Origin of the sequence: Polaromonas sp. (assembly GCF_030680935.1) — a bacterium.
GTDB lineage: Bacteria > Pseudomonadota > Gammaproteobacteria > Burkholderiales > Burkholderiaceae_C > Polaromonas.
The window spans coordinates 1-21,857 of record NZ_JAUXUP010000069.1 but is presented as its reverse complement, the minus strand read 5'-3'; the positions used below and the strand labels follow the sequence as shown (position 1 = coordinate 21,857).

Annotated in this window: 19 protein-coding genes and 1 pseudogene; 7 read left to right on the top strand and 13 right to left on the bottom strand. The window is 62.5% G+C overall.

Features of this window, described 5'->3' with window-relative positions; all coding sequences use genetic code 11:
• Nucleotides 1-435: 435 nt before the first annotated feature.
• Entirely contained in the window at nt 436-630 is a 195-nt protein-coding gene (locus Q8L50_RS16770) for a DUF2905 domain-containing protein (RefSeq protein WP_305349778.1), read from the top strand.
• Nucleotides 631-637: 7 nt separating this feature from the next.
• Entirely contained in the window at nt 638-1,627 is a 990-nt protein-coding gene (locus tag Q8L50_RS16765; RefSeq protein WP_305349777.1) for an ROK family protein, read from the top strand.
• Between the two features lie 12 nt (nt 1,628-1,639).
• On the opposite strand, the gene Q8L50_RS16760 is transcribed toward Q8L50_RS16765, so the two are convergent.
• From Q8L50_RS16760 to Q8L50_RS16720, 9 genes are all read right to left on the bottom strand, one after another.
• Nucleotides 1,640-2,062 (bottom strand): hypothetical protein, encoded by a 423-nt coding sequence (locus Q8L50_RS16760; RefSeq protein ID WP_305349776.1) that lies wholly within the window; start codon nt 2,060-2,062, stop codon nt 1,640-1,642.
• A gap of 61 nt (nt 2,063-2,123) precedes the next feature.
• Entirely contained in the window at nt 2,124-3,506 is a 1,383-nt protein-coding gene (locus Q8L50_RS16755) for a trehalose-6-phosphate synthase (RefSeq protein WP_305349775.1), read from the bottom strand.
• Nucleotides 3,503-5,341 carry a glycoside hydrolase family 15 protein gene (locus Q8L50_RS16750; protein ID WP_305349774.1) on the bottom strand — a complete coding sequence of 613 codons (1,839 nt, stop codon included), beginning with the start codon at nt 5,339-5,341 and terminating at the stop codon, nt 3,503-3,505. Before Q8L50_RS16750 ends, Q8L50_RS16755 begins: the two co-directional genes overlap by 4 nt.
• Nucleotides 5,338-6,105, bottom strand: a complete 768-nt coding sequence (otsB, locus tag Q8L50_RS16745) for a trehalose-phosphatase (RefSeq protein WP_370869824.1) — start codon at nt 6,103-6,105, stop codon at nt 5,338-5,340. Before otsB ends, Q8L50_RS16750 begins: the two co-directional genes overlap by 4 nt.
• Nucleotides 6,106-6,172: 67 nt before the next feature.
• Nucleotides 6,173-7,444, bottom strand: coding sequence for a multifunctional CCA addition/repair protein (locus Q8L50_RS16740; protein WP_305349772.1), 1,272 nt, complete (start codon nt 7,442-7,444; stop codon nt 6,173-6,175).
• 49 nt (nt 7,445-7,493) lie between these two features.
• Nucleotides 7,494-11,036 carry a PAS domain S-box protein gene (locus Q8L50_RS16735; protein WP_305349771.1) on the bottom strand — a complete coding sequence of 1,181 codons (3,543 nt, stop codon included), beginning with the start codon at nt 11,034-11,036 and terminating at the stop codon, nt 7,494-7,496.
• A 247-nt stretch (nt 11,037-11,283) separates the two neighbouring features.
• Nucleotides 11,284-11,589 carry an NIPSNAP family protein gene (locus Q8L50_RS16730; RefSeq protein WP_305349770.1) on the bottom strand — a complete coding sequence of 102 codons (306 nt, stop codon included), beginning with the start codon at nt 11,587-11,589 and terminating at the stop codon, nt 11,284-11,286.
• Nucleotides 11,590-11,624: 35 nt separating this feature from the next.
• Entirely contained in the window at nt 11,625-12,314 is a 690-nt protein-coding gene (locus Q8L50_RS16725; protein ID WP_305349769.1) for a glutathione S-transferase family protein, read from the bottom strand.
• A 103-nt stretch (nt 12,315-12,417) separates the two neighbouring features.
• A complete protein-coding gene (locus Q8L50_RS16720; protein ID WP_305349768.1) occupies nt 12,418-13,407 on the bottom strand; it encodes a complex I NDUFA9 subunit family protein in 990 nt (329 codons plus the stop codon).
• 136 nt (nt 13,408-13,543) lie between these two features.
• Here Q8L50_RS16720 and Q8L50_RS16715 point away from each other — a divergent pair, with 136 nt between their 5' ends.
• Entirely contained in the window at nt 13,544-13,987 is a 444-nt protein-coding gene (locus Q8L50_RS16715; protein ID WP_305349767.1) for a hemerythrin domain-containing protein, read from the top strand.
• 27 nt (nt 13,988-14,014) lie between these two features.
• Here Q8L50_RS16715 and Q8L50_RS16710 read toward each other — a convergent pair whose 3' ends face one another.
• Nucleotides 14,015-16,039 carry a lytic transglycosylase domain-containing protein gene (locus Q8L50_RS16710; protein WP_305349766.1) on the bottom strand — a complete coding sequence of 675 codons (2,025 nt, stop codon included), beginning with the start codon at nt 16,037-16,039 and terminating at the stop codon, nt 14,015-14,017.
• A gap of 9 nt (nt 16,040-16,048) precedes the next feature.
• Here Q8L50_RS16710 and Q8L50_RS16705 point away from each other — a divergent pair, with 9 nt between their 5' ends.
• Nucleotides 16,049-16,687 (top strand): 5-formyltetrahydrofolate cyclo-ligase, encoded by a 639-nt coding sequence (locus Q8L50_RS16705; RefSeq protein ID WP_305349765.1) that lies wholly within the window; start codon nt 16,049-16,051, stop codon nt 16,685-16,687.
• 478 nt (nt 16,688-17,165) lie between these two features.
• On the opposite strand, the gene Q8L50_RS16700 is transcribed toward Q8L50_RS16705, so the two are convergent.
• Nucleotides 17,166-18,149: a LysR substrate-binding domain-containing protein gene (locus Q8L50_RS16700; RefSeq protein WP_305349764.1), complete on the bottom strand. Its 984-nt coding sequence runs from the start codon at nt 18,147-18,149 to the stop codon at nt 17,166-17,168.
• 124 nt (nt 18,150-18,273) lie between these two features.
• Here Q8L50_RS16700 and Q8L50_RS16695 point away from each other — a divergent pair, with 124 nt between their 5' ends.
• Nucleotides 18,274-18,873: a DUF2917 domain-containing protein gene (locus Q8L50_RS16695; RefSeq protein WP_305349763.1), complete on the top strand. Its 600-nt coding sequence runs from the start codon at nt 18,274-18,276 to the stop codon at nt 18,871-18,873.
• A 17-nt stretch (nt 18,874-18,890) separates the two neighbouring features.
• On the opposite strand, the pseudogene Q8L50_RS16690 reads toward Q8L50_RS16695, so the two are convergent.
• Nucleotides 18,891-19,082, bottom strand: a pseudogene (locus Q8L50_RS16690) (TfoX/Sxy family protein); the annotation flags it as partial.
• Between the two features lie 114 nt (nt 19,083-19,196).
• Between Q8L50_RS16690 and Q8L50_RS16685 the strand changes: the two are divergent.
• Together Q8L50_RS16685 and Q8L50_RS16680 are read left to right on the top strand one after the other, a co-directional pair.
• The gene (locus tag Q8L50_RS16685; protein ID WP_305349762.1) at nt 19,197-19,793 is read left to right on the top strand and encodes a TetR/AcrR family transcriptional regulator; all 597 of its coding nucleotides are present in this window, start codon (nt 19,197-19,199) and stop codon (nt 19,791-19,793) included.
• A gap of 107 nt (nt 19,794-19,900) precedes the next feature.
• Complete coding sequence (locus Q8L50_RS16680; protein ID WP_305349761.1) at nt 19,901-20,890, top strand: MBL fold metallo-hydrolase; 990 nt, start codon at nt 19,901-19,903, stop codon at nt 20,888-20,890.
• A gap of 312 nt (nt 20,891-21,202) precedes the next feature.
• Here Q8L50_RS16680 and Q8L50_RS16675 read toward each other — a convergent pair whose 3' ends face one another.
• Nucleotides 21,203-21,607 (bottom strand): BLUF domain-containing protein, encoded by a 405-nt coding sequence (locus Q8L50_RS16675; protein WP_305349760.1) that lies wholly within the window; start codon nt 21,605-21,607, stop codon nt 21,203-21,205.
• Nucleotides 21,608-21,857: the final 250 nt, after the last annotated feature.

Genomic DNA, 21,857 nt, shown 5'->3' with positions numbered 1-21,857 from the left:
CCCTCCCTCGCCCCGCTGGGCGATGGAGGGGGACTTCATTTGGCCGCGTGTGCTGCAAGCGCGTGCAAACATGACGGTCCCGTGGTCCGACCTGACGCGCTGCGCGCGTCAGGTCTCCCCGCATCCGAATCCGCATTTGTTCCCCCACCCGTCGGGCTAGGCCGAGGAGCGCAGCTGAAAACAGATCAGGGCGAGCGATTGTCTGAGCGCAGCGAGTTCGAGCTCGACCCCGTTTTCGGCGAGCACCGCAGGTTGCCCGTATCGAAGCGAAGGGACCCAGACCATCGGGTCGCCTTTCTTTTGGGTACTTTTCTTTGGCGACGCAAAGAAAAGTGCCTCGCCCGCCGGGGCGAGACCCGGCTTGCAGGCATATCACAGCGATCCGTGATGCCGACATCCGCAACTTCCCCGCCCGTCAAGCCCTAAACTAGAAACATGATTCGCTGGATGCTGGTGATTTTCCTCGCGCTGATCCTGATCAGCTGGTTCACGCCGCTGCTGCAAAAACTGGGCTTTGGCAAAATGCCGGGGGACTTTCGCTTCAAGCTGTTTGGCCGCGAGTGGTTTATCCCGCTGACCACCACCATTGTGCTGAGCCTGGTAGCCAGCCTGATCAGCAAACTGATTTGAACACCGCATGACCGACAACGCCCCTGTCAACGCCGCGCCCAATATCTGCCTGCCGCCGGGTGCTGCGCCCATCGCCTGCGTGGACATTGGCGGGACCAAGGTGGCGGTGAGCCTGGTCGATGCGCACGGCATCCGGGGCCGCATTGTCGAGCCGACCGTCAAAACCGGGGAGTCTGATGCCCTTTCCCGGCAGGTCATCCGCATGCTGGACGAAAGCTGCGCTCAGGCGCAGATCAAACGGGAGCGAATCGCCGCCGTGGGCATTGCGTCCTGCGGCCCGTTTGTGATGAGCAAGGGCCTGGTGGAGCTGGCTGCACCCAATATCTGCGGCGGCCTGGCGGGCGCGGCGCGCGGTTTGCCGAACAACTGGACCAGCGCCCTGCTGGAAGCGCCGCTGCGCGATGTGTTTGCCGATGTCCGGATAGAAAACGATGGCATCGCGGCCTTGCAGGCCGAGCGCCGCTGGGGCGCCTTGCAGGGCATGGACCATTGCGCCTATGTGACCTGGAGCACCGGCATTGGTGTGGGCCTGTGTGTGGACGGTCGCCCGCTGCGTGGAAAAAACGGCAACGCCGGCCATGCCGGCCATATGTTTGTCAGTGACAACTCCGACGCCTTGTGTGGCTGCGGCAATATCGGCGACGTGGAAGCACTGGTGGCCGGCAATGCCCTGCCACGGCGCTTTTCAAGCCTGGGCTACCCCGACACAGCCAGCATTTTGACAGCGGCCCGCGCAGGCGAATCGAGGGCCCAAGCCATTGTTGATGATGCATGCCGGATTTTGGGCCGGGCTTTGTACAACCTGGTGGTAACGCTGGATTTACAGCGCATCAGCCTGGGTGGCAGCGTCTTCTGGCACCACCGGGACTACCTGCTGCCGCGCCTGCAAGAACACATCAGCGGCAAGTTACCCGCGCTGACCGACGGCTTTGCACTGCGGCCTGCCGGGCTGGGTGACCGGGTGGGTGACTATGCCGCTCTGGCGCTGGTGGCCTGAGAGGCTGAAAACCTAAGGAAACAGCGTCCATTCGTGGCTGCATTTACGGCATCGCACCCGCAGTTGCCCATTGCGGCGGTCTTCTTCAACCACGTTCAGCCGGCCGTATTCAGTGCAACCGGGGCAATTGGCCTGGTCGGCCACTGCTTCAGCGTGCATCAGCAGATACAGGTAACGGCGCAGCGCCCACAAGCCAACCGCACCGCTGATGAAAAACATGCCAACATCCACCAGCTTTTCGGCCAGTGTGCCGCCCTGAAACAGTTCGAGCAGGGCCATCAGCGCAATGGTGCACAGCAAAGCCAGCAACATGTGGGCGTGGCTGGACAGCAGCTCGCGCTCGTACCACTTGCGAAATCCCACCGTGCGGATGCCGTCCGCCAGCGGCCGGTTCAAATAGTTGCGATTGGCCATGTCAGTCCAGAGTTGCTGCATGGTTGCATACTTCGGAATTTTCTGCCGACTTCGGGGTTTGGGGCCCCAGGAGCCCAGACGACTAGTCTGGCGTGGTGCCCGACAGCGCCTTGAGAAATTTCTTGCGCCACCAGTGCACGTCTTCGGTGCGTATGCGCTCCAGCAGTTTCTGGTGCCGTTTCTGGCGATCTGGCAGCGCCATCTGTAGCGCCAGCTGGATGGTTTCTGCGGTGCCGTGGGTATCGTAAGGGTTAACCAGTAGGGCCTCCTTGAGCTGCTCGGCCGCGCCGGCAAACCGCGACAGCACCAGCACCCCGGGGTCGGCCGGATCCTGGGCGGCAATAAACTCTTTGGCCACCAGGTTCATGCCGTCGCGCAGCGGTGTGACCAGCGCCACGCTGGCCGCGCGGTAGAGGCCTGGCAGGCGTTTGCGCGCCACGTTGCGGTGGATGTAACGCACGGGCATCCAGTCCAGCTCGCCATAGTCGCCGTTGATGGAGCCGCACAGGCTCTCCAGTTCCTGACGCAGACCCGAGTAGGTGTCCAGCGCCTCACGGCTGGGCGAGGCGATCTGTATCAGGGTGGCGCTGTTGAGGTTTTCAGGGTATTGCTGCAGCAAATGGCGAAACGCGCGCAGCCGTTGCGGCAGACCCTTCGAGTAGTCGAGCCGCTCCACGCCAAGCAGCAGACGGCGCCGCGAATATTCGCCCTTCATGCTGTCGAACATGTCACGCGCATCCTTGCCGTGGGTCAGTGACGCAAACTCATCGACATCAATGCCAATTGGAAAAGCCTGCGCCTGTACCGTCCGTCCAAAAGCGCGGAACTGGTGCTGGTCCAGGGCTTCCGCACCCGCCTCCTGCCCCACGTAACGTGAAAAGTGATCCACGTCGGCCTGGCTCTGAAAGCCCACCAGGTCGTAGGCAAAAAGTGATCGAATCAGCCACTCGTGTTGTGGAATCGCCGCCAGGATCAGCGGCGGCGGCAGCGGAATATGCAGAAAAAAGCCAATGCGGTTCCTGCAGCCCATGGCGCGCAGTTCGGCAGCCAGCGGGATCAGGTGGTAGTCGTGCACCCAGATGATGTCGTCCGGCAGCAGCTGCGGCATCAGCTTTCTGGCCATCATCTGATTGACGCGACGGTATCCCCCGATAAAACCGGTGTCAAAGTCCGCCAGGTCGAGCCGGTAGTGAAACACCGGCCAGAGCACGCCGTTGCTATAGCCCAGGTAATAACTGTCGTGGTCGTCTCTGCACAGGTCCACTGTGCTCAGTGTGACGTTGCCTGCCTGCTGGGTGTGCATCTCGCCCTCACCGGGCGTTCCGCCCTCGACAATCGTGCCGCTCCAGCCAAACCAGAGCCCGCCGTTGACCGACAGGGCGTCGCCCAGAGCCACCGCCAGACCACCCGCTGCAGTTTTGCGCGGATCGGCAACACGGTTGGAGACAACAACGAGCCGGCTCATACCTGGGAATCCCATGGTGCGGACAAACGCACCGCCGCATTGATGATGCCGACCATCGAGTACGTCTGCGGAAAGTTACCCCACATTTCACCGGTCACCGGGTGGGTGTCCTCCGACAGCAGGCCCAGATGGTTGCGCGCCGCCAGCATGGTTTCAAAAATCTCGCGCGCCTGTTCTTTGCGGCCTATACGTGCCAGTGCGTCGATGCGCCAGAAGGTGCAGATGTTGAAGGCGGTTTCGGGTTTGCCAAAATCGTCTGGCGCCTCGTAACGCCGCATGTAGGGGCCGTCGCACAGATACTTCTCCAGCGCGTCCACCGTCGCCACAAACCGCGGGTCTTTCGGGTCGATGAAACCAACCTCGATCATCAGCAACACGCTGGCGTCGAGGTCTCGACCACCAAAACTCTCGGCAAAGGCCTGGCGCTCCTCGCTCCAGGATTCGCGCAGGATGCGTTCGCGCATGATGTTGGCATGGCCGTGCCAGTAGATGGCGCGGTCCGGTTGCTTGAGCGTCACCGCTATCTTGCCGAGGCGATCGCAGGCGGCCCAGCACATCAGCGCCGAAGACGTGTGCACCCGCGCACGCGTGCGCAACTCCCACATGCCGGCATCGGGTTTGTCGTAGTGGCGCACCGCCTGTTCGCCCACCGCTTCCAGGCGCAGAAATTCAGTCTCGCCCGCGCGGTGCAACAGGCGCTGGTCATGAAAAGACTGGGCCGCACCGAGCACCACGTTGCCGTAGACATCGTGCTGAAAGTGCTCTTGCGCCTGGTTGCCGACACGCACAGGTCCCATCCCCCGGTAGCCGCTCAGATGTTCGTACGTCGCTTCGGGCAATTCGCGCTCCAGCCCGATGCCGTACAAAGGCTGGATGTGGCCGCCGCCGGCCTGCACCACGACATTGCTGAGCCAGCGCAAGTAGTCCTCCATGGTGCCGACTTCTGACAGACTGTTGAGCGCGCGCACCACAAAAAAGGCATCGCGCAGCCAGCAGAAGCGGTAATCCCAGGTGCGCCCGCTGTTCGGCGCCTCGGGGATGCTGGTGGTCATGGCGGCCACGATGGCGCCGGTGTCTTCAAACAGCGAGAGTTTGAGCGTGATGGCCGCGCGTATCACCGCATCCTGCCACTCCAGTGGCAGGTGCAGGCGCTGGCTCCACTTGCGCCAGTAGCTCAGGGTTTCTTCCTCGAACAGGCGCGCGGTGTCGGCAATGCCGTCGGCCAGCGACTCGTCGGCGCCCAGCAGGAAGTTGTGCTCGCGCGTCAGCACAAAGGGCTGGCGCGACAGCAAATGGGCAATCGGCGCGTCGGTGTTCAGCCGCAGGGTCAGTGCATCACCGACATAACGCAGATGGTTGCTGCCCTGCGTTACAACCGGTTGGGTGCGACCCCAGTTGTAGCGGATGTCGAGCGAAACACGGATGCGCGGTGCGCCCTGGATGGGGCGCACACGCCGCACCAGCGTCATCGGCCGGAAAAAGCGCGAGCGCCGGTAAAAGCGCGGCGCGAAGTCGGTGATCTCGACCGCCTGGCCGCTGGTGTCGAACAACTGGGTGCGCAGCACCGCGGTGTTGTGTTCGTACCATTGCTTGCTGTGCGAAAAGTTCTCGATCTCGATGGCAAAGGCGCTGCCGTTTTCGCTGGGGTCCAACAGGGCATTGAAGACCGGGTCGCCGTCGAAACGCGGCAAACAGCACCAGACGATGCGCGCGCGTGCATCAACCAGCGCGCTGAAGGCGCAGTTGCCAATCACCCCCAGCGACAACGAAGGCGGCGCCGGGCAAGCAAAAGAGGCCGAGGTGCCAGGTCCGGGGGAAAGACGCGAAACACTCATGAGGGCAGACTTTCAGCGTGTGAAACCGGGGAATGGGCCAATGCCGACTGCAGCCATGCGGCCAACTCTGCCACACCAGCACAGCGATAACGCGCTGTTGTGGGCCCTGCTCCGACCTTGACGGCATATCCGCCCATGCGCTGCACTTCCTCAAAGCCGTCTTCATCGGTCACGTCGTCCCCGGCAAACACCGGAACGCGTCCGGCAAACGGCGCCTCTGCCATGAAAGCTGCAATCGCTGTGCCCTTGCTGACGCCGGTCGGCTTGAGATCAATCACACATTTGCCCTGCATCAGTTGCAGGCCGCTGCTTTCTGCCACGGCCGCCTGCATCACCTGCAGGCACAGCGTTTCAAGTTCGGGCGCATGGCGGTAGTGCAGGCTCAACGCCAGGTTTTTGTGCTCAAGCTTGAGGGCGGGGTGTTGCAGCGCCAGCCCCTGAGCAGCCGCAAGCACATGGCGCAAATCGGTGGCTGGCGCGCTGATCATCAAGCCCTGCGTATTGCGGCGCTGTGCGCCGTGTTCAACGGCCGCAGGCAGTTGCAGCGGAGCAAGAAAACCGTCCAGATCAAGCAGCCGGCGGCCAGAAACCAGGGCCAGTGCCCCGTCGAGCTGACCGTACAGTGCGGCCAGCGTGCTGGTCAGTGTGGCCGGAATGACGACCGCTTCTGGCTGGGACGCGATTTCCACCAGCGTCCCGTCGAAGTCGAGAAAAAGCGCGGTGCGGGAGCTGATGCGGGGAAACGTTTCGTGGGACATTTGCATTGAAAGCTACCTTAGCAGAATCCTTGCCAGCGACGTGTAGGCCATCACCGTCTTTCGGCGGCCAGCTTCAGCCCGCGTCGCTCTCCAGCGCCTGCTGGACCGCGCGCACACGGGCGCTGTGGATCATTTCGCCGATTTTGACGCCCGACAGGCCGGCCGCCTGCGCGGCTTGGGCCACGGGCTCGGTGGCGACCGCCTGCGCCGCCTGCAGCACACCCTTCAGGCGCTCGCGCTGCGGATAGGCCGAATCTTCGAGCCCGAGCCGGCCACGCGCGTCGCACTCGCATGCCAGCAGCACGTCGCTGAAGCGCTGCGGCTTGCGAAACGCATCGCAGCGCTCCAGCAAGCGCACCAGCGCGGCAGCACCAAACTCCGCACTGCGGTGGATGTTGCCGTGTTCGCGCGCCACGACTTCGGCCAGTTCACGGCAGTCGGTGGGCACACGCAGCCGCTCGCACACCCCTTTGAGCAGGCGCGCACTGCGTTCTTCGTGACCGATGTGGCGGGGCAGCACTTCAGCCGGTGTCGTGCCCTTGCCGAGGTCATGGCCCAGGCAGGCAAAACGCACGGCGAGGCTGGCGTTCAGGCGGGCCGACATGTCCAGCACCATCATCAGGTGTATGCCGGTATCGACTTCAGGGTGGTACTCGGCGCGTTGCGGCACGCCCCACAGCCGATCCACTTCGGGCAGCAGTTTTTTCAGGGCACCGCAGGCGCGCAGCACATCGAACATGCGCGACGGCGTGTCTTCCATCAGGCCGCGCGCCAGCTCCTGCCAGACCCGTTCAGCCACCAGGGCGTCGGCCTCGCCGTCTTCGACCATCTCACCCATCAGCGCCATGGTTTCCGGCGCCACCGTGAAGTCCGCAAAACGCGCGGCAAAACGCGCCAGCCGCAAAATGCGCACCGGGTCTTCGCGAAAGGCATTGGTGACGTGGCGCAGCACCTTGCGCTGAATGTCGGCCAGCCCGCCACACGGGTCAATCAGCGTTGAAAGATCAAGGCCAAATTGGCCCCCAGTCCTTTCTGGATAGGCGCGAACAGCTATTGAATTGATAGTGAGATCACGCCGCGTCAGGTCTTCTTCCAGCGTGACATCCGGCGCCGCATGGATTGCAAAGCCCCTGTAGCCGCGCGCGGTGTTGCGCTCGGTGCGGGCCAGCGCATATTCCTCCCGCGTATCCGGATGCAAAAAGACCGGAAAGTCACGCCCTACCGGCAGGTAGCCCAGGGCCACCATTTCTTCGGGGGTACTGCCCACCACCACCCAGTCGCGGTCTGCCACCGCCAGGCCCAGCAAGGCATCGCGCACTGCACCACCGACCACGTAGATGTCCATGACTCAAGTGTAGGGGCAGGGGCCCCGCCCGCTCCGGGCGACTCCGTCCTCAGCTCAGTACGCCAAATGCCGAGTTGCTGCCGGCGGGCCGCGGCAAGGTGAAAAAGAAGGTCGCGCCCTCCCCGGGACTGGCGTCCGCCCAGATGGTCCCGTCATGGCGCAGGATGATGCGGCTCACGGTTGCCAGCCCTATGCCGGTTCCCGGGAACTCGGCCACCCCATGCAAGCGCTGAAAAGTGCCAAACAGCTTTTCAGCGTAAGCCATGTCGAAGCCCGCTCCGTTGTCCCGCACGTAAAAGGCTCTTCCGTCCTCGCTCTGGCCCACGGCAATCACAGCACGGGACTGTTGCGATGAAAACTTCCAGGCGTTGCCCAGCAGGTTTTCCATAACCGCACGAAGCAGACGGGCGTCCCCATGCGCCAGCAGGCCATCCTCAATGTCAATCTGTACTTCGCGGGCCGGATCGCGCGCCCGACAATGCCCCAGGATGTCCCGCGCCAGCTCACTGAGATCCACCACATCGCGCCGCAACGCCACCCGCGAGACCTGCGCCAGCGCCAGCAGGCCTTCGATCAGCTGACCCATCTGTCCCACACCCGTCTGGATGCGGCTCACATAGTGCTGCACCTTCGCGTCAGCGCTGTCCTGCAGGTGACGCGCCAGCAGGCTGCTGAAACCGGCCACGGTGTTCAATGGGGAACGCAAGTCGTGCGACACAGAGTAGGAGAAAGTCTCAAGTTCCTGGTTGGACCGGCGCAGGGCCAGTTCCGTCGCCTTGATTTCGGTGATGTCCGTATCAATGCCGACCCAGAACAAAATCTGCGCCTGCTCGTCGAGAACCGGCGACGCACGGTAAGACATGGTGTGATACGTGCCGTCCTGGGCAAGTAGTCGCCGGATCCCCGTGTACATGTCGCCCTTTTTGGACGATCGTTTCCAGTTGGCTGCGACCTCGGCCTGGTCGTCGGGGTGAACCGCGTCGAACCAGCGTGCGCCCAGCCAGTCGTCTGCCGTTCCGCCCATCAACTCGTACCAGCGGCGGTTGATGTAGATCAGCTGGCCGGTGGTGTCGACGGTCCAGATCACCTCGGGTGCCTGCTCGGCCAGCGCGCGGAACAGTGCTTCCTGGCGCGTCAGTGCAACAGTGCGCTCGGCCACCTTGTGTTCCAGGCTGGCATTGAGTTGCCTGACCTGCTCAAACAGACCGGCGTTTTCCATCGCTATCGATGCCAGCTGCGCGAGTTCGACGGCGACGTATTCGTCGCGCAGGGTGAAGTCACCCTCGTACTTGTCCGACAACTGCAGCAAACCCATGTTCTGGCCATCACGTCCCGTCAGGGGGACGGCCAGCCAGCCGCGCATCGCAGGATGCGCAGGTTGTTCAGCCCCGAAGCCACGCCATCGCGGGTGCGCCTCCAGTTCCTGCTGCGTAAGCCTGACCGGCCGGTTGGTTTCGCAAACCAGCGCATAAATTCCCGAGCCGTCAGCCGGCACGGCGTAGCCGCGATACGCCGCATATTTGTCAGACAGTGACAAGGCGGTGACGGCTTGCGCCCAGTTGCCGCCAACCGTCAGGCTGACGACGGCCTGGTGCGTGCCAATCACGCCCCTGGCCTGGTCGGCTACTTCCTGCATGGTGGCCTCCAGGGTTTGGTGCGCGGTGATGGCCTGCACCGCATCCGCCGACCGTTGCAGCGTAAACAGATGGTCCTGCAGTTCCCTTTCTGCATTGACTTGGGCGGAAACGTCGCTGACCACCACAAACCGTGCCTTGCGGCCGGCATACACGACATAACGCGAAATCGGATGCGCCCAGAACTCACTGCCATCCTTGCGCCTGTGCAGGACCGGTGTGCGCGAGGCGCTTGTCGGGTCTACGGGCCCGAGCCCCAGTTGCCAATCCAGCATCGCACGGTATTGAGGCGGGCGCAGTTCGTAAAGCGTCATGGCCAGAAATTCATCCCTGGAATAACCGTATTCCTCGGTGGCGGCCAAATTGACGGCCAGAAGGGCGCGTGTTTCTTCGTCGAACACCCACATGGGCGTCGGACCCGCTTCAAAGAGTGCAGCATAGCGTTTCTCGCTGTCGGCCAGGGCCTGTTCAGACAACTTGCGTGCCGTAATGTCCTGGGCGGTGCCAACCACTCGCGTCACGGCCCCGGCGACGTCCAGCACCGGATAAGCCCGGTCTGCAATCCAGCGCTCCTGCCCGTCAGGTCGCCGGATGCGAAACTCGATCACGGTCGGTTTTCCAGCCCGCTGGCGGACATAGGCGTCCGTGATTTTTTGCCGATCATCGGGATGCACCGAATCACGGAGTATCCTGGTGTCTGCATACAGGCTTTCACAACTGCGGCCCCAGATGGTTTCATAGGCGGGGCTGGCGTAGTCAAAACGGGTTGTTTTGGGATTAAAGCTGTAAACCACTTCGTCGATGTTGGTTGCCATCTCCTGAAAACGGGCTTCACTGTCCTGTAGCGCCTGATACGTCTGCTGCTGCTCAAGTGCCAACAGCTGGGCCCGCTCGCGTTGCAGATAAGCCACGCAAATGCCCCCCGCATATTTCACCAGCGTCTCGATACACCACTGCTCCTCGTCGGTGTAGCCACCGGTTCGGTTGGCCAGTGCCACGACGCCGCAGACCTCCTGCCCCGCATAGATCGGCACGCCCATGAAGTTGTGCATGGGAGGGTGGCCATGAGGCCGGCCCGCAGCATGAGGATGCCGATCCGGCTGGTTGGCGATAAGCACTTGCCCGGTGGTGATCGCCCTGCCGAAGAGGTTGTCGAAACTTTCAAACACCAGGTAGCCGTCTTCCTGGTAGTTCGCCATGGCCCGCTCGTAAAACTCCCGGTTGACGACCTTGTCCCAGACAATCCCCTCCAGGGCCAGCACGCGCAGTTTCCGGCTCTCCACCACCACACCGATGAAGCCGTATTCGCTCTGCGTCTGGGTCAACGCGCCACGCAGCAGTCGGCTGAAGGCGGCTTTCCAGTCGGCTCGATCCAAATAGGCGGCCAGCGATTCGTTGATGGTTGTCAGCGTCTCGCTTTGCCGAGCCAACTGCTCGGCACTGCTGCGAAAACGCTGTTCACTGTCCTGGAGGGCCTGCTCGGCCTGTTTGCGTTCGGTGATGTCGGTGACAAAACCCTCCAGCCCCAGCAACTCACCCGCCGCCGAATACACCGGGCCGCCCTGCTCCCACACCCATTTGACAGTGCCGTCGGCTGCGGCAATCCGGTAAGTCAGGCGAAAGGCCGAACGCTCGCCGATCGCAGCCTGCACACCCGCATACACCGCATCCCGGTCGTCGGGGTGGATCAGTTCGCCGTAATGAACGCCCTGCGCGCCGGTCAATACATCCGGGGGATAGCCGGTCAGCACCAGCGCGCCGGAACTCACAAATTGCATGGTCCAGTTTCGGTCGTTCTGGCAGCGATAGGCCATGCCGGGCAGATTGTCCAACAGCAGGCTCAGGGAGAGCTCGCCGTAGTCAGCGTGCTCGCTCCCTGTAACAGCGGCGGGGGGGCTTTGTCCATCGCGGACTTGCCAGGAATCAGCCGGCTGCGCAGGGTCTGTGGTGGTCATCATTGCTCAGGATTTAGACCGAATAGTGGTCCGGAATTTCCTTGTACACCAGCCTGACCGGCGCTGCAAATGGTTTTACCCCCGGCGCACCGCTCGCCACAGAGACCCCGAGGCACAAAGGAGGCACCTAGCTCTGGGACGGTGTGCTAAATCCGGCAGATCAATAAGGCGGGTTCAACTGCGATTCAGCATCAGGACGGGGGGCGAGCGGCGGTTGGAGAGGCGAGGAAACGACTGACAGGGGCGCTCGTCAAGAGAAAACCGGCCGAAAAAAACTTCGCTCGTAACTGATAAAACAGCGTGTGTCGGCAGCGTATTTGAAAGCCGCCTTGCAGTCCGCGTCTTCAAATGAGCTCTGTCGGTAAATTTCATACGCGGCCAGACTGTCAAAGGTAAACAGCGCCAGCGCGATGTTGTTGGCACCTTCACTGGGCATGAAATAACCGTGGTGCTTGCCGCCAAACTTTTGCACCAGCGCGATCCAGAGCTTGCCGTAGTGCTCAAACTCCTTGAGCTTGCTGGTGTCGAGAACGTAGCGCAGGTAAATGGTGACCATGGGCTTTCACTTTCTGGGGCCTGGGGATCAAGAGCTCATCTCGCCGAACGATAAGGTTCGTCGGCATCAACAAAGTCTTTCTCGGCCAGGCCGCCCTCGATCCAGGCCTTCACGCCCGGCAGATCGCAGACGCGCCCGACGTAGGCGGCGATAGTGTCAGGCACCGGCAGGCCGTAGGTTTTGATGCGCATGCAGACCGGCGCGAAATAGGCGTCGGCGATGCAGAAGCTGCCAAAAAGCATGGGGCCCCTGTGCTGCTCCAGCAGTTCGGTCCACATCGCCACGATGCGCTGCATGTCACTTCGCACGGCCGCCTGGTCACGCCAGATGATGGCACCGGTCTGGGACAGGGACGCTTCGATGTTCATCGGACAGGCGCTGCGCAGCGCGCCAAAGCCCGAGTGCATCTCGGCGCAGACACTGCGGGCGCGGGCGCGGGACTTCACATCCTCTGGCCAAAGCCGTTTGTCGGGAAATTTCTCGGCTAAATATTCCGCGATGGCCAGCGTGTCCCAGACCGCCAGGCCGTCGTCCGCCAGCACCGGCACCCGGCCTACCGGATTCACCGCAAGAACGGCCTGCTTGAAACTGGAGTTGGGCGAGAACGGGTCGGTGCCGAAACGCACCAGGACTTCCTCAAACGCAATACCCGCCTGCGTGAGCAATACCCAGGGGCGCATCGACCAGGAGGAGTAATTTTTGTTGCCGATGAAGAGTGTGAGCATGGAAGCGTCCGTGGCGGAAAGTTGTCAGAGCCACTCATGCTACCGCGTGGCAGACCGCGCATTGATGCAAAAAAGACGGCCAATTGATGCCCCCGGCCTGGCGTTAAGAGCGCCCCGCCGTCTTGCGTCTGGCCGTCAGGTTGCTGCGCAAGCCCCAACCGCCGCTGACCGGGCCCAGATAACCAGCTGCAATGCCGGCCAGCGCGGATGGGGTAATGCCCAGGGCCGACAAACCCGGCAGGTTGCCACTGGCGATGTTGGGCAGGCGCATCGAGTCCATGTTGTCGCGGCTCATCAGCGGCTCGCCGGGTGCCAGTTCCATCAACCTGGCTTGCAGTCGGCCCAGCGCCGCGGGCAAGGGGAAAACCGGCCTGCCGCGGCCCTCGTTGACACCACTGAGTTGCCCGGCCAGCTCCACCAGTTGCCGCAAGGTGAAGACATCCGGGCCGCAGGCCTCGAAAGTCTGGCCGCTGCTGGCATGGGTATGCGCGTCCTGCAGGCAGTGCGCGATGGCCCTGGCCACGTCTTCCACCCACACGGGCTGGAACAAGGCATGGCTGCCGGCCAGCGGGATCACCGGGAACATCTTTTGCAGACTGGCAAATACATTGAGAAATTTGTCTTCGGCGCCAAAAATCACACTCGGCCGAAATATGGTCAGCGCCAGCGGCGCCTGGTGCAAGGCCACTTCGCCGTGGCCCTTGCTGCGCAGGTACATGGACGGCGCGACATCCGGGTTGCGTGCATCGGCGCCCAGGGCACTGACATGTATCACGCGGCTGACACCGGTAGCAGCACAGGCGCGGGCAAGCTTTTTCGGCAACTCGACATGCGCTTTGTCAAAAGCCTGCGGATGGCCATGCAGGATGGCAATCAGGTTGACCACAGCGTCGTGACCAGCAACCAGCTGGGTCAATGCCGCCTCGTCGTGTACGTTGGTCTCAAAAACGTCCAGCGAAGGCAACATCTGGATACCCCGCGCGCTGGCGACCTGCCGCGTGGGTACCGTTACGCGCCATTGGAGTTGGGTCAACTTCTCGCAGACATGGCGGCCGACAAAGCCTGTACCGCCCAGCACCAGTATTTTTTTCATGGGTGTTATTAGACCCTGTCATGAAGGCGGATGCCTGACAGAGGCCCAAACAACCCCGCTGTGTAGGCCTCGGGCGCCGCCAAAACTGGCTTGCCGACCTACAACGTTCTCGCGCGTGCCTTTGGATAATCAGGCGATGAACATTTTTGAAGCCCTTCGCACCAGCCACGTCACCCAGCGCAGCCTGGCAGATAACCTGATCAAGACCTCAGGCGACAGCAGAGAGCGCGAACTGCTCTTCAAGGAACTGAAAGCGGAGCTGGCTGCCCATGCTGCGGCCGAAGAGCGTTTCTTTTACGTGCCGCTGATTGCGCACGACATGACCCAAGAGCCCTCGCGGCACGGCATTGCCGAGCACCATGAGATGGACGAACTGGTGGAAAAGCTGGAGAAAACCGAATACAGCTCACCGGCCTGGATTGCGGTTGCCAAAGAACTGCATCACAAGGTTTACCACCATCTTGAGGACGAAGAGCAGGGAATTTTCCAGCTGGCTGGCAAGGTTCTGACCGAGGCTGAAAAGTTGTCTCTGGCCAAAGAGTACGAAGGCGAGTTTTTGTCCCAGCGCGTCAAGGCCTGAGAAACCTCCACGCTGCCTGCCTCCCCGTCAGGGCATCTTTTCATCGGACGCCGGCGCCGACGCATCACGCGGGCCCACGGTACCGAGGCGCGCCTTCAGCGACTGCGGCTGGCCAGTGAGCATGGCCGCGTAGTTGGTGGTGTTGGATAACACTTTTTTCACGTAATCGCGCGTCTCGTTGAATGGCACGTTTTCGGCCCAGATCGCCGCTTCCAGCACCGGGCCGTTGCGCCAGCTGCGCGGTCGTCCCGGACCCGCGTTGTAGGCGGCTGCCGCCAGCGGCATGGAGCCGCCAAAGTCGTCCAGCGCCCGCTTGAGATAAGCCGTGCCGATGGTGATGTTGGTGTCGCGGTCGTTGATCTGGTTGGCTGTAAAACCCGTCAGCCCGATGTGGCGCGCGGTCTCGCGAGCGGTGGCGGGCATGACCTGCATCAGGCCAGACGCGCCCACGCCAGAGCGCGCGTCCATGATGAATCGGGACTCCTGGCGGATCAGGCCATACACATAGGCCGGGTCCAGCCCGATGTCACGGCTGCGCTGCAACACAGCCTCGCGGAAGGGCGTGGGAAACCGCTGGTCGAAATCCATCACGGTCGGCGTTTTTTCGCTGGTGTTGATGCAGCGGTCCCAGATGGACCGGTCGCAGGCAAACTGGGCAGCGGCCAGCAGTTCACGCTCGTTCATGCCGCCGCGCTGGTGCAGGTTGGTGCTGTAGTTCCATTCGCGCACGCCTTCGGGCCGCAGGCCAATTGCAATCGCATAGGCCGCCCGGTTCAGGCCGGGATTCAGGCGCGCAGCTTCTTTTTCTTCGGGCGACGGTGCGGCTGGTTTGGGCGGCGCGTTGATTTTTTGGCCCAGCTCTTCCAGAGCCAGCTGCTCATAAAAACCGCGCACCGAGGCAATTGACTGCAACAGCGCCAGGGCCTCAGCGCGTTGCGGCGATACCGGGGCGCTGGCCGCAGCAGCCGGCGCGTTGCTCAGCAGCGCGCGGGCCTTCCAGTAGACCCAGGTCGGGTCTTTACGGGCGTCGTCGCTCATGGCGTTGATGGCGCCCAGCACCACGGGCCAGCGCGGCGTGCTGCCAGCGCGCAGGGCAGCGCGCACTTTCCAGCCCAGCATCTCGTCGCTGAGGTCGCTGTCCTTGCTGACCTTGGCAAAGTAGCCCGGCGCCTCATTGCTCAAGCGGCTGGCGGCTTGTTTGCCGATGGCGCCCCAGACCCAGTTACGCTCTTCGCCGGTCAGCTGCATGCCCCACTTGTTTTCTACAAAACGCGCGGCGCCGTCGGCGTCGGTACTGGCGAGTTTCACCAGCGCCAGCACAATGATCTCGCGACGCACATCGCGGATGGCCACCATCTTGCTGCTCAAAAACTTCACCGGGCTGGCATTCAGTTCTGCCAGCAGGCCCAGGGCTTCCGGCGCGATGATCTCTACCGCCTCGCGCGCAGCGCGCGGCCGGTTGGCTTCAGTCGCCATCCTGGCCTTGGTCCACACGTCATGTGTGGACAGGCTTTTGTTGCCCACCAGCCGCGATGCCGCCGAGGTGCAGCCATCTGCCGCTTCGCGCTGCGCCAACCAGTTTTTGCGTACTTCATCCGCGAGCCGCGTGTCAGCAGCCGGGTTTTTCAGGTGCTCTACCAGCAGCGCATAACAGCGCACGTCCCTGTCGTCGCCCATGCGGTAGTTGGGGTATTCGGCAGCAAAGGCCGCCCAGTCACGGCGCTGGCCCAGCAGCAGCAGCCAGTCGTTGCGCAGCCGGTCTTCCTGGTAGCTGCCGGCGTAACGCGCCATGAAATCCTGCACCTCTGCGGCGCTGGCTTCGCCGAGCCGGGTCTTGATCTCCCAGTACGCGGCCCAGGGTTCGAGCGCATGGCCGCGCGCTTGCGGCAGCAATTGCGTCAGCCGGTTCTTGTCACCGCGTTTGAAGGCCTGGTTCATCTCCAGCAATGCGTCGTCGCCGCGCGAACCGCTGGTTTGCGCGAAGCCGGGTGTGAGAAGGAGTGCAGAGCTGAGGCACGAAATCAGGGCTGTGACAAAAAATTTGGATAGCATCGGGACATTATGGACAAATTAACAGCGCGCAAAGCCTTGATTCAACAACGTCTGAACCTGCCGGACCGCCTGCAGCGCGCCGACCTGTTACAGCGTGTCATGCGTATCTGGCTGGTGGGCCGGGAGGACGCGGTCATAGGCGCTTACTGGCCGATCAAGGGCGAGTTTGACCCGCTGCCGGCCCTGTACCGCTGGCAGGAAGACGCGATTTTGAGCCAGGAATCCGAAGGTAACAAGGGCCAGGCCCAGGAGGGGCGGGCGGAAGCAGCTACTGAAAACATAGCAAACCGGTCACCGCGCAAGATCGGGCTGCCGGTGGTCAACAAGGTCCACAAAACCCTGACCTTTCACGCCTGGTACCCGGGCTGCCCGATGGAAGAAGACGCCTACGGCATTCCCAAGCCCAAGGACACCGAGGTGATTGTGCCGACGCTGCTGTTTGTACCGTGCGTGGGTTACGGGCCGGGCGGCTTCCGGCTGGGTTACGGCGGCGGTTTTTACGACCGCACGCTGGCCACGCTGCAACCGAAACCCTTCACCGTGGGACTGGGCTACAGCCACGGCTGGCTGCCAGATCTGGAGCCGGAGACGCACGATGTAGCGCTGGATGCGATTTTGAATGACAAAGGGGTGGTTTGGCCGGTGTGAGTTTGAGTTGTTGTTGCATCACGCTGCGCCTCTGGTTTGCCTTGGGCAGTAGGCGTTAACTCCCCACTCCCTCCCCCAACCCCTCCCTCGCCCCGCTGGGCGATGGAGGGGGGCTTCATTTTGCCGCGTGTGCTGCGATTGCGTGCAAACATGACGGTCCCGTTTTTCTTACCCCAACCCGTTAGGCTGGGCCGAGGAGCGCAGGGCAAAGCGGATCAGGGCTCGCGATTGTCTGAGGCGAAGCCGAGTTCGAGCGAGACCCCGCTTTGACCGAGCACCACAGGTTGCCCGTAGCGAAGCGAAGGGACCCAGACTGTCGGGTCGCCTTTCTTTTGGGTACTTTTCTTTGGCGAAGCAAAGACAAAGTGCCTCGCCCGCCGGGGCGAGACCCGGCTTGTTGGAAGGACCAACACAAGCACAAGCTCGCACAGGCTTCGACAAGCTCAGCCCGAACGCTCGTCGCGGCTACTTCAGCCGCTCAATCAATATCATCCACCGTATCCGGATCCGGCACATCCCCAATCGCTTTACGCGTCAGAGCGCTCTGCACCAGCAGCCAGTCGCAAAACGCCTTGACCTCGGGCCGCGCCGCGCTGCGTGTTCCCACCACCAGCCAATAGGCCATCGGCGAGTCCAGCCGGGTATGTGGCAGGGGCTCGATCAGGTCGCCCGAGGCCAGGCTTTCGGCGATCAGCGGCAGACGGGCCAGTACCACGCCCTGGCCGGTCAACGCGGCCTGCACCATCTGGTAGGCGTAGTTGAAGTACAGCCAGCGCTTGCCTTCGAGCTTGGGTGTGCCGTGAACCTCCAGCCAGCGCCGCCAGGTCAGCCACTCCATGTGCGTGGAATGGGAGTCACCCGCCTCGATCAGCGCAAAGTGCGCCAGGTCTTCCGCCTTTTTCAGGCGTGGGCTGCTTTTGAGCAGCCAGGGGCTGACGACCGGTGTCATCTGCTCGCCAAACAGGCGCACCGCATTGGCAGGCATGCGGGCGGCGGGGCCATAACGCAGCGCCAGATCCAGGTCCGAGGTCTCCAGCTCAATCGAGACGTCTGACGCATCAATGCGTATGTCCATGTCGGGGTTGTCGCGCTGGAAAGCCTCCAGCCTCGGGATCAGCCACATGGAAGCGAAGGAAGCGAAGGTGGTGAGCGAAACACTTCTGCGCCCGGCAGTCTGGCGTATCTGCCGGACTGCGCCATCAATACGCTCCAGCGAAGGCGTCACCGCGCGCAGCAACACACCGCCGGCGCCGGTCAGCTCGACAGAGCGGGTATGGCGGTGAAACAGGCTCAGGCCAACCTCTTCTTCCAGCGCCTGGATTTGCCGACTGACCGCCGACTGCGTCAGGGCCAGTTCTTCAGAGGCAGCGCGAAAGTTGAGGTGGCGCGCGACCGCGTCAAAGGCGCGCAACTGGCCTGCAGAGATGGGCCGGGAGCGCAAATGGGTTTGGGAATGCAGCATGGCGGTCAATGGGTTGATTGATGCGATTATGGAATGAATAGCGTAACCCGATTTCATTGGACTGCCAAGGCCCCCGGCGCGATCATTCATGCCCATCAACGACTTATGTCTTCAGGAGAACAGCATGAACCACCTTCACCACCCAGAGCTGCAACCATTCGCCGGCACGGAAAAGGTGTCGGGCTGCTGGAAGCTCGGCGACAGTCGTGCACTGACTTTGCGGCCCAGTCAGCCCGGCGTGTTGCGCATTGCGCACGGACGTGTGTGGGTCACTTTCGACAATGCGCAGGGAGATGATGCCGTGCGTGGCGGTGACTACTTCCTCGGTGCAGGCGACACACTGAATCTCCTGCCGGGGCAGATGCTGGTGATGGAGTCCTGGAACGCCCCGGCCCCATCGGCCGCGTATTTCAGCTGGGATCCGCTGCCGGCCGCAGCCGGGATGGCCATCAGCAGCAGGCAGTCGCCGGTACTGGCGCTTGGCCCGCAATGGCGTGGTGGCGTGGCTCAGCCGCTGCGTGACTTGCGGCTGGCCTTTGGGCTGGCGGGCACGGCATCGGCGCGCCTGGTGGCTGGGCTGGTTGGCGCAGTCGGTGCGGCCTTGCTGGCCGTTCTTCCCCGCTTCGTTACTGATTTAATGGCCGGTCGCGCCCGTGGTGCCTTGGCTGCACGTGCTTTCAGTGCACAGTCCAGCGCTTGCCGGGCCCACTGCGTCATGAGCTGAGGCGACTCCATCGCGTCTGCGGGCGCGCTGTAATAGTTCAGCTTCATGGCCTTGCCTTTGGCCTCATAGACGAAAGGCGCACAGCTCGCGGCCTCGAACAGGCCGCGGGTTTCTTCGTCCGCCTTGAGCCACAGCGTATCGCCCCCGCCCAGGTTGGCCACCAGGGCGATGTTCAGCCCGCCGGTGCTGATGCCAAACCCGCCAAACATGCGGCGCGCCGTGCAGGGGCCGACGCTGCCGAGCAATTCACAGCAGTAGCTGGCAAAGGAGAGGTCGGCCGCCATGGGCCTGAGTCTAGCTGCTGCGGTGCTTCACAATAGCGCATGGCCCGCCCCAAATCTGCCACCCACGAGCTCCAGCGCGAAGCCATTCTGGATGTGGCCGCCCAGTGTTTTGCCCAGCGCAGCTATGTGGCTGCGAGCGTGAACGATATCGCTGCGGCGTGTGGCACCTCCAAGGCCAGGCTTTACCACTACTACGGCAGCAAGGAAGCCATCCTGTTTGACCTGCTGGACCGGTACACCCAGCATTTGCTGGCCATCATTGGCCAGACCGATGCCAGCGCCCAGCGCAAGAATCTGGATGACCGGGCCGCCCTGCACGAGCTGATCCGCAACTTCCTGGACCAGTATGAAACCTCAGCCACCCGCCACAGCGCGCTGCTGGGCGACACCAAGTTTCTGGGCGACGTGCAGCGCGAGTTGATTCTGGACCGGCAACGGGACGTGGTGTCGGCCATGACACGTTTCCTCAAGCGCGCCTACCCGCAACGCATCACAGCGGCTAACCAGACGGCTGTGACCATGATGCTGTTTGGCATGATCAACTGGACCTTCACCTGGATGCGGCCCGACGGGCCCATGAGTTACCGCGACTACGCCGACGAGGTGGTGGCCATGCTGGAGCGCGGCCTGGCCTGAGAGGGCGGACAGGGATTTACGACGTTTTACTATTCGTAATAAGTTACGTATAGTAGAATTCCGCGACACGCCGGCCTGTTGGCCGCACCCCACGGAGACCTCACCCCATGTCAAAAGCCTTTGCCTCGCAGTCCGACCTCACGGACAAAAAAATCACCTTCGAGCAGCTCAGCGCCCATTGCTGGGCCTACACCGCCGAGGGTGACCCGAACTCCGGCGTGATCATCGGCGACCAGTTCATCATGGTCAGCGACGCGACCGCCACTCCGGCGATGGCGCAGGATCTGATCACACGCATACGCGCCGTCAGCAACAAACCCATCAAGTACGTCTTGTTGACGCACTACCACGCGGTGCGGGTGCTGGGAGCCAGCGCCTACCTGTCCGAAGGCGCGACGGAGGTCATTGCCAGCCAGGGCACTTACGAGTTGATCGTGGAGCGCGGCGCTGAAGACATGCAAAGCGAGATGGAGCGTTTTCCGCGCCTGTTTCGCAATGCTGAAAGTGTGCCCGGCCTGACCTGGCCGACCATGGTGATTGCCGGTGGCAACCCTGTCAAAGGAGAAGTCCCGGGCAAACTGGTGCTTGATCTCGGTGGCGTGAAGGTCCAGATCTGGCACCCGGGCCCCGGCCATACCCGGGGCGACACCATCGCCTGGGTGGAAGAAGAAAAAGTGCTGTTTTCAGGCGACCTGGTCGAGTACCAGGCCGGCGTGTACACCGGTGATGCCCAGCTCGAAGAGTGGCCAGCCACCCTGGAAGCGCTGCGCGCACTCAAGGCCGAGGCCATCGTGCCTGGCCGCGGCGAGGCCATGAAAGGGGCTGCCGAAGTGAACAAGGCCATCGACTACACGAAACAGTGGGTCGAGACCCTGTACCGCTGCGGCAAAGAGGCGGCAGCGGCAAAAATGGACCTCAAGACCGCCATGGCGCACACACGCAAAAGCATGGACCCGGTCTTTGGCCAGGTCTTCATTTACGAACACTGCCTGCCCTTTGACGTCAGCCGGGCTTATGACGAGGCCAGCGGGATCAAGAATCCGCGCATCTGGACGGCCGAGCGTGACCAGGAGATGTGGGCCGCGCTGCAAGCCTGACCGCACAGCACGAACTGCGCGGATTTCACCTCCCCCTTTTTCGCTTCGATCCCCGCAAGCGGGGCCCCTCGCAGGTCGAAAAAGGGCTCGCCGCACATCTTGACAGCCGAGCGTGACCAGGAGATGTGGGCCGCGCTGCAAGCCTGACCTTAAAACGCGAGCAGCGCGGATTTCACCTCCCCCTTCTTCGCTGCTATCCCCGCAAGCGGGGCCCCTCGCAGGTCGAAAAAGGGCTCGCCGCGCATCTGGACGGCCGAGCGTGACAAGGAAATGTGGGCTGCGCTGCAAGCCTGATCCCCAGCGCGGGCAGCTTCACCCACCCATATCCAGATTCGGCAACAAGGCGAGGAACTGGGTCAGGGCCTGCTCCGGACCGCTGCCCTCCATGTGTGCCAGCACTTCCACATCGTCCACGCTGACGTAGCCGAGGGCGAAACGTTTGAATCGGCGCGCCTCCAGCGGGCCATGCCGCAGTATTTCCACGTTGACATGCCGGCTGTCTTGCCGGATGCGCTGAATGAGGGCCAGCACCTCCGTGCGCGGTCCTTCAATCTGCTGGCAAAACCGCATGCCGTCGAAAATCAGCACACCAGTGATGCCTGTTGCCCCGTTGGCAATTCTGGATTTGGCGGCAATTTTGGCCACCACCTGAAGGGAGGCCTCTGGCGCGAGCGTGCTGACATAGAGCACTTCGTGCAATTCGGATACATTTTTCATGGGATGGCGTGTAATGTAGCCACCGCCCCGGCTGCCCACAATGTCAAAAGACACAGTGTTTCAGTAATGGAATTTTTGTGATTTTCACACCCCTTACCCGCTCCAGCGCCTGCCCCAGGCAGTGCGCCGACTGCCGCTTGCGCCGCACCGAGGCGTTCAAGACCGTCAGCGACGCGGAGTTGGCCTTCATCGAGAGTTTTCGCAGCGGCGCTGCGCTGGCCACAGCAGGCACTTCGATCATTTCCGAGCA

Excerpts from the sequence above, each read along its gene's own strand:
- Q8L50_RS16770 (WP_305349778.1), top strand. The coding sequence starts at position 436 with ATGATTCGCTGGATGCTGGTGATTTTCCTCGCGCTGATCCTGATCAGC.
- Q8L50_RS16765 (WP_305349777.1), top strand. The coding sequence starts at position 638 with ATGACCGACAACGCCCCTGTCAACGCCGCGCCCAATATCTGCCTGCCG.
- Q8L50_RS16760 (WP_305349776.1), bottom strand. The coding sequence starts at position 2,062 with ATGCAGCAACTCTGGACTGACATGGCCAATCGCAACTATTTGAACCGG.
- Q8L50_RS16755 (WP_305349775.1), bottom strand. The coding sequence starts at position 3,506 with ATGAGCCGGCTCGTTGTTGTCTCCAACCGTGTTGCCGATCCGCGCAAA.
- Q8L50_RS16750 (WP_305349774.1), bottom strand. The coding sequence starts at position 5,341 with ATGAGTGTTTCGCGTCTTTCCCCCGGACCTGGCACCTCGGCCTCTTTT.
- otsB (WP_370869824.1), bottom strand. The coding sequence starts at position 6,105 with ATGCAAATGTCCCACGAAACGTTTCCCCGCATCAGCTCCCGCACCGCG.
- Q8L50_RS16740 (WP_305349772.1), bottom strand. The coding sequence starts at position 7,444 with ATGGACATCTACGTGGTCGGTGGTGCAGTGCGCGATGCCTTGCTGGGC.
- Q8L50_RS16735 (WP_305349771.1), bottom strand. The coding sequence starts at position 11,036 with ATGATGACCACCACAGACCCTGCGCAGCCGGCTGATTCCTGGCAAGTC.
- Q8L50_RS16730 (WP_305349770.1), bottom strand. The coding sequence starts at position 11,589 with ATGGTCACCATTTACCTGCGCTACGTTCTCGACACCAGCAAGCTCAAG.
- Q8L50_RS16725 (WP_305349769.1), bottom strand. The coding sequence starts at position 12,314 with ATGCTCACACTCTTCATCGGCAACAAAAATTACTCCTCCTGGTCGATG.
- Q8L50_RS16720 (WP_305349768.1), bottom strand. The coding sequence starts at position 13,407 with ATGAAAAAAATACTGGTGCTGGGCGGTACAGGCTTTGTCGGCCGCCAT.
- Q8L50_RS16715 (WP_305349767.1), top strand. The coding sequence starts at position 13,544 with ATGAACATTTTTGAAGCCCTTCGCACCAGCCACGTCACCCAGCGCAGC.
- Q8L50_RS16710 (WP_305349766.1), bottom strand. The coding sequence starts at position 16,039 with ATGCTATCCAAATTTTTTGTCACAGCCCTGATTTCGTGCCTCAGCTCT.
- Q8L50_RS16705 (WP_305349765.1), top strand. The coding sequence starts at position 16,049 with ATGGACAAATTAACAGCGCGCAAAGCCTTGATTCAACAACGTCTGAAC.
- Q8L50_RS16700 (WP_305349764.1), bottom strand. The coding sequence starts at position 18,149 with ATGCTGCATTCCCAAACCCATTTGCGCTCCCGGCCCATCTCTGCAGGC.
- Q8L50_RS16695 (WP_305349763.1), top strand. The coding sequence starts at position 18,274 with ATGAACCACCTTCACCACCCAGAGCTGCAACCATTCGCCGGCACGGAA.
- Q8L50_RS16685 (WP_305349762.1), top strand. The coding sequence starts at position 19,197 with ATGGCCCGCCCCAAATCTGCCACCCACGAGCTCCAGCGCGAAGCCATT.
- Q8L50_RS16680 (WP_305349761.1), top strand. The coding sequence starts at position 19,901 with ATGTCAAAAGCCTTTGCCTCGCAGTCCGACCTCACGGACAAAAAAATC.
- Q8L50_RS16675 (WP_305349760.1), bottom strand. The coding sequence starts at position 21,607 with ATGAAAAATGTATCCGAATTGCACGAAGTGCTCTATGTCAGCACGCTC.